General features: G+C 33.0%; 4 protein-coding genes and 1 pseudogene. All 5 read left to right on the forward strand.

Features of this window, described 5'->3' with window-relative positions:
• Positions 1 to 470: pseudogene (locus SOY52_RS00810) on the forward strand (hypothetical protein); the annotation flags it as partial.
• A gap of 78 nt (positions 471 to 548) precedes the next feature.
• Positions 549 to 1,799 (forward strand): chloride channel protein, encoded by a 1,251-nt coding sequence (locus SOY52_RS00815; RefSeq protein WP_320847085.1) that lies wholly within the window; start codon positions 549 to 551, stop codon positions 1,797 to 1,799.
• Between the two features lie 159 nt (positions 1,800 to 1,958).
• Positions 1,959 to 4,148 carry a heavy metal translocating P-type ATPase gene (locus SOY52_RS00820; protein WP_320847086.1) on the forward strand — a complete coding sequence of 730 codons (2,190 nt, stop codon included), beginning with the start codon at positions 1,959 to 1,961 and terminating at the stop codon, positions 4,146 to 4,148.
• Between the two features lie 33 nt (positions 4,149 to 4,181).
• Positions 4,182 to 6,209 carry an elongation factor G gene (gene fusA, locus SOY52_RS00825; RefSeq protein ID WP_320847087.1) on the forward strand — a complete coding sequence of 676 codons (2,028 nt, stop codon included), beginning with the start codon at positions 4,182 to 4,184 and terminating at the stop codon, positions 6,207 to 6,209.
• A gap of 288 nt (positions 6,210 to 6,497) precedes the next feature.
• Positions 6,498 to 6,689, forward strand: a 192-nt coding sequence (locus SOY52_RS00830) for a hypothetical protein (protein WP_320847088.1), incomplete at its 3' end; no start/stop codon positions are given.

Genomic DNA, 6,689 nt, shown 5'->3' on the forward strand with positions numbered 1-6,689 from the left:
ATGCTGACTATACAGACTCTTGGTATGTATTAGGTATTTTATATAACCAGCTTCCTGGTGGTCCTATTAGCTTCGGTGATAAAGACTTTGCAATTAGCTACATGAGAAGATGTGTAGACACTCAAGATAATATTAATAGAAATAACTTAACTAACTATCTTGAGCTTGCTCAGCAACTTGCTGATCGTGATTGGTCTGCATCTAAGAGAGCTAAAGAATTTGATAAAATGCAGAAGAAGTATAACTCTAACAGTGTTCCTACTGAAAAGATGAAATACTATGAAGGTAAAGATGGAAAGAATGGAAAGCCTTTCTATTCTTCAGTAACACTGGATAAGATATCTGATAAGCAAGAAGCTGTAATGGTATTAAAATATGCTTTAGCTTTCTATGAAAAGACAAGTATAAAGTTTGATTCCGATAAATCGAAACTTGATGAAATTAATAAGTTAATTGATGATTTAACTTAACTTAAAAATAATTATATACTTCAATAGCTGTGAGGTCTTTCCTTACAGCTATTATTATTTTATAATGCCACATTTGATATGGAACAAAATAAATTTAAACTTACATGGCCTCTACAGTTATTAAGAGGTTTATTAACAGGTGCACTAGTTGGCCTACTAATGACAATCTTTGCGCTATCAATAAATATTGTGGGTAAGATTAACTCTAGTTATCCAATTTTAGTTTTTTTAATCCCAGGTGGTGCTGTACTTACAACTTTCATTTATAAGAAAGCTGGTCCTAAATATAGAAATAGTACAACAGAAGCAATTGATGATATTAATAACGCAAATAGAAACCTTGCAAAGTCCCAAGTACAAGATTCTGTTTGTCCTCAAATGGGATTTATTGCATATATTGCTACATTAATTACCCATATAACTGGTGCATCAGGTGGTAAAGAAGGATCTGGTGTACAAATTGGTCTTGCAGGTGCTTCTGCGATAAACTCTTTAGAAACAAAGTTGTTGAAAAATGAAAGTGAGCATAATAGCGAGTACTACTTAATGTGTGGTGCATCAGCAGCATTTGGTGCTTTATTCTCATCCCCAATTGCAGGTGTAATGTTTGGAACTCAATTTGCTTCACCAAAAACTACTCGTTTAGATGCTTGGCTTCCATGTACAATTTCATCATTTACAGCTGTAATTGTTTCAAAACTCTTAAACATCCATATATTACATATTCCAACAATTATCCCTCTTGAGACTTCAATTTCAAACTATATTATAGTTGCACTATTTGCTGTAATAGTTGGCTATTACTCAAGATTATTCTGTTTTTTTACTCACTCGGTTAAACATCTTTGTCAAAGTAAAATTAAAAACGAATATTTAAAGGTAGCATTCCCTGCAACAATATTACTAATTCTTTCAATAGCTACATATTTTTTAACTGGAACATTTATGTATAACGGATTAGGTGGCTCTTTACTTAGCGATATTATCAGTGGTAAAGCACCACAGATTGCCGATATTATGAAGCTATTAATGGTTACATTTACCTTTGCTGCAGGATTTGCTGGTGGTGAAGTTGTTCCACTATTAATTGTAGGAGCAGGATTTGGAATGAGCTTTGCTTCAATTTTTTCACTTCCAGTTTCAGCTTTTGCAGCCCTTGGTGCGCTTTCAATGCTTTCAGGTGGTACTAACCTTCCTCTTGCATGCTTTGCACTTGGCTTAGAGCTATTTGGATATAGTGAACCTACCCTATTGTTTTTAGCAACTTCCTTAAGTTTCTTAGCTTCAGGAACAAGTGGTATTTATAACCATCAAACAAAGCCATATTAAATTAAAAGTAGATTAGTTTTTGGGCATCAAAGTAGAAATTCTATTTTTGATGCCTTTTTTATAAGAAAATCTATAAAAGAATACTTTTATCATTGACAGTATGTGTATGTATAATTAATATATGAATAGTTGCTCATATATTCATATAACGGAGGTATTATGAACAAATATATATATAACATCTCAATTGATTGCCCTAACTGCGCTAAGAAGGTTGAAAGAGAATTACAAAAGGATAGTAGAATTGAAAGCGCTCAATTAGACTTTAATAATAAAAAATTACATGTAACTACATCCCTTTCAAGAGATGAAATAATAAAGATGTCTCAAAATATTTCTGATGAAATATTTTTTGAAAACACTTATATTTATAAAGCAAAGATAGACTGTGCAGAATGTGCTAAAAAAGTTGAAAGAGCACTTAATGAGAATAAGTCAGTATCGTTTGCTTCATTTGATTTTCCAAAAGAAAAATTAACTGTTAAAACAACATTATCAAAAAGTGAAATTGAAAAGATATGTAAAGATGTTGAGGATGAAATTGTCCTACTTGAGGAAGATATCGATACTGATGATAGTCAAAGAAATGATTTAATAAAAATTACCTTAGCAGTAGTTATTTTTATTATTGCATTCATTAGTAAAATTCCATATTTATACTTAATTTCTTATGCTATTGCAGGATATGAAGTATTATTAAAAGCAATTAAGAATATCTTTAAGGGTAAGATTTTTGATGAAAACTTCTTAATGAGTATTGCAACTGTAGGTGCAGTTGTTCTCTCAAGCTTCTCTGAAGCTGCTGCTGTTATGATTTTTTATCAAATTGGAGAGTATTTCCAACAAAAAGCTGTTAGAAAGAGCAGAAAATCGATTAAGGCGCTTTTAGATATTTCAGCTAAGGAAGCTTTGCTTGAGGATGGTTCTATAGTAAGTGTAGAAAAGATTGAGGTTGGAAGTATTATTGTAGTTCGCCCTGGAGAAAAGGTTGCATTAGATGGTACTGTTATTGAAGGAGTTTCTTCATTAGATGAAAAAGCATTGACAGGGGAAAGTATTCCGGTTGATGTCGAAGTTGGTTCAAATGTACTATCAGGATCTATTAACTTATCATCCCCAATTAAAATTAAAGTTACTAAACGTTATGACGAATCAACAGCTACTAAGATTGTTCAATTAATTGAAACAAATAACGATAAGAAAAGTAGTAGTGAACAATTTATTACTAAGTTTTCTCGCTACTACACTCCTCTTGTATGTCTTCTTGCCCTAATCGTTGCATTAGTAGTTCCTTTAATAATTGGAGAGCCTTTTAGTCCTTGGATTTATAGAGCAATGGAGCTTTTAGTTGTTTCATGTCCATGTGCGCTTGTGCTATCAATTCCACTTTCATACTTTGCTTCTATTGGAGCATTTGCTAGACATGGAGTTTTAGTAAAGGGATCAGATGTTGTTGAAAAGTTATCAAAGGTTAACAAAGTTGCTTTTGATAAAACAGGAACACTTACAAAGGGAGAATTATGTGTAAGTAGTGTTGTTAATTTAACTGAACTTGATATCTTACCTTATATTGCTTCATTAGAGTCTTCATCTACTCACCCAATTGCTAAGGCAATAGTCAGTTACTATAACAAGAGCTTATTCCAAGTTTCAAAGCTTGTTGAAATTCCAGGTAAAGGTGTTATGGGCACTATCAATGGACAAATTTATTATGCTGGTAATAGTAAACTCTTTAAAAGTGTACCTAAAGTAAATGAAACTGTTGTTTATTTTGGAAAGGATGAAACTGTTCTTGGTTTTGTTACACTATCAGATCAGATTAAAGAGGATGCTTTACTTGCTGTAAAGGACTTAAAGAACTTAGGCGTACAAGAAGTAACGATGATTTCAGGTGATAAAGCTGAAACTTGTAAGGAAGTTGCAAATAAGCTTGATTTAGATTCATATCATGCAGAGCTTCTTCCAGACCAAAAGCTTTCAACATTAAAGAGTATGATGGGTGCTAATAATACTGTTTTATATTGTGGAGATGGTATTAATGATGCTCCAAGTTTAGCTCAAGCTGATATCGGAGTTTCAATGGGAACAGCTGGTAGTGATGCTGCCATTGAACAAAGTGATATGGTTATTGTTTCTGATAACCCATCAAAGATTTCTAAGGCAATAAAAATTAGTAGAAAAACAGAAGTTATTGTAAAAGAAAATATTATATTTTCTCTGTTAATAAAGCTAATTGTAATTGTTCTATCAATTATAGGCTTATCATCGATGTGGCTTGCAATCTTTTCTGATGTTGGAGTTGCATTAATTGCAGTTATCAATGCAATGAGATCTGGTAAAAGCAAGTGACAAAAGTAGCTCTTTTTTGATATGCTCTTTTTTATGAGTGAAAAAGAGATAAGAAACATCGGTATCATGGCTCATATCGATGCAGGAAAGACTACTACAACAGAAAGAATTTTATATTATACTGGCGAAAACCATAAAATCGGTGAAGTTGATAATGGTGAAGCTACTATGGATTTTATGCAGCAGGAGCAAGATAGAGGTATCACTATTGCATCTGCTGCAACTACTTGTTATTGGAAGGACCACCAAATAAATATTATTGATACTCCAGGACACGTTGATTTCACTGCAGAAGTAGAAAGAAGTTTAAGAGTATTGGATGGTGCAGTAGGTGTTTTCTGTGCTGTTGGTGGTGTTGAACCTCAAACTGAAACAGTATGGAGACAAGCTGATACATACAAAGTTCCAAGAATTGCATTTGTTAACAAAATGGATCGTCTTGGTGCAAACTTCTATGAAGTATTAGCTGAAATGGAAAAAAAGCTTGGTGCTACACCAGTTCCTCTATTTATCCCAATGGGAGCAGAAAATAACTTTACAGGTGTTATTTCTCTTCTTGAGATGAAAGCACTCTATTTTTCACAAGAAGATAGAGGCTCAACTATTACTAAAGAAGACATTCCTGAAGAATATATAGAAAAAGCTGAAGAATATAAGGAAAAGCTTATTGATGCTTGTGCATCATATTCTGATGAAATTACAGAGCTATATTTTGAAGGTGAAGAAATTCCAAACGATATGATTATGAGTACATTAAGAAAGTGTACTCTTGACAGAACACTTCTTCCTGTATTTGTTGGTTCTTCACTAAAAAATATTGGTGTTCAGACCTTACTTGATGGTGTTGTTGATCTTCTTCCTTCTCCAGATGAAGTTCCACCTCTAAAAGGATATTGGGAAAAGAAAGATAAGGAAATTGAGGTTATTCACGATGAAAAAGGACCTATGCTTGGTCTTATTTTCAAAATCGTTGTAGACCCAAAGGCTGGCCCTCTTTGCTTTGTAAGAATGTATTCTGGTGTTCTTAAGAAAGGTGTTGCTATTTACAACATTACTAAGAACAAAAAGGAAAGAGTAAATAGAATTGTAAGAATGCATGCTGATGTTATGACTGATTTAACAGAGCTTAAAGCAGGAGACATTGGTGTAATCATTGGTTTTAAAATGGCTCAAACAGGTGATACTATTGGCACTGAAGCTCATCCTTATCTTCTTGAGAAGATGCACTTCCCTAATCCTGTAATCTCAGTTGCTATCGAGCCAGAAAGTACAGATGAGCAGGAAAAACTAAAGAAAGCCCTTGAAAGTCTCTCTCTTGAGGATCCAACCTTTACTTATAAAGATGATGCAGAGACCGGACAGCTCGTTATCTCTGGTATGGGCGAACTCCACCTTGATGTTCTTGTAACAAGAATCACCAAAGAGATGAAAATTAAAGCACGTGTAGGTAACCCTCAGGTTTCATATAGAGAGTCTATTACAGGTGAAGCTGAAGAAGAGTTTACATTTGAACGTACTATTGCAAACAAAGAGAACTGGGCTAAGCTTACACTTGCCGCAAAACCTCTTCCTGCAGGTAGTGGAAATGTATTGAAAATTAGTGCAAACACTAGAGATATTCCAGAAGAAATTGTTCAAGCTGTAAAAAATGGTATTGAAAGTGCATTTAAGAGCGGTATCAAATATGGTTATGAAACAACCGATATCCAAATCGATGTTAAAGCAATTGGATACAATGAATTAACAAGCACTCCATTTAGTAATGAAGCTTGTGCAAACATGGCCTTTGATGCAGTTTGTCAAAAAGCTGGAGCAGTACTCATGGAACCTATAATGAGTGTTAAACTTTCTGCACCAACTCAGTATGTTGGTGATGTTATTTCATCAATTACAAGTAGAGGTGGTATTGTAAATAGTATGGAATCAAGAGTAGGTTCAGATGTTATTAGTGCAGAAGTTCCACTACAAAAGATGTTTGGATACACAACTGTATTAAGATCATCAACACAAGGTAGAGGAACATTCAGCATGGAGTTCTCGCACTACTCTCCAAAAGCTTAATATCTTTAACGGTACAGCAAACGCTGTACCGCTTCTTTTTATTTAGAATACTTCTTAATACATCTTATTAATTTACTTGTATTATTATTACATTCAAAATAATTATTAAAAATTTTTAATTATTTATTATATCAATAATTATATTAATCAAATATAAGCAAATCCTTTTTTTAACTAATTTTTTTAAACTTTTTACTTCTATTATTCATAGGAGGTAATAAAAAGTTAAGAGGTAGTAAGTCTTAGTAGTACTATCTCGCCTATGAATAAGTTTTGAGGTAAATAATAATGAAAATAAAATACACTAAAGAGGAAATAGAGATTGCTAAATCTCTACGTCCTATTAATGATGCTTTATTTCGTACCATGGCAAAAGATAATATTCCTCTTGTAGAGCATATTATCAGGGTAACTCTAAATAGAGATGATATATCAATAATACGTATAAATACCCAAGATGATATACATCTCTTCTCTTCC

The organism is Bullifex sp. (genome assembly GCF_034103065.1).
Lineage (GTDB): Bacteria > Spirochaetota > Spirochaetia > Sphaerochaetales > Sphaerochaetaceae > Bullifex.

What these genes read in the sequence shown, in the direction of transcription:
- SOY52_RS00815 (WP_320847085.1), top strand. Translation starts at nt 549, where the DNA reads ATGGAACAAAATAAATTTAAACTTACATGGCCTCTACAGTTATTAAGA.
- SOY52_RS00820 (WP_320847086.1), top strand. Translation starts at nt 1,959, where the DNA reads ATGAACAAATATATATATAACATCTCAATTGATTGCCCTAACTGCGCT.
- fusA (WP_320847087.1), top strand. Translation starts at nt 4,182, where the DNA reads ATGAGTGAAAAAGAGATAAGAAACATCGGTATCATGGCTCATATCGAT.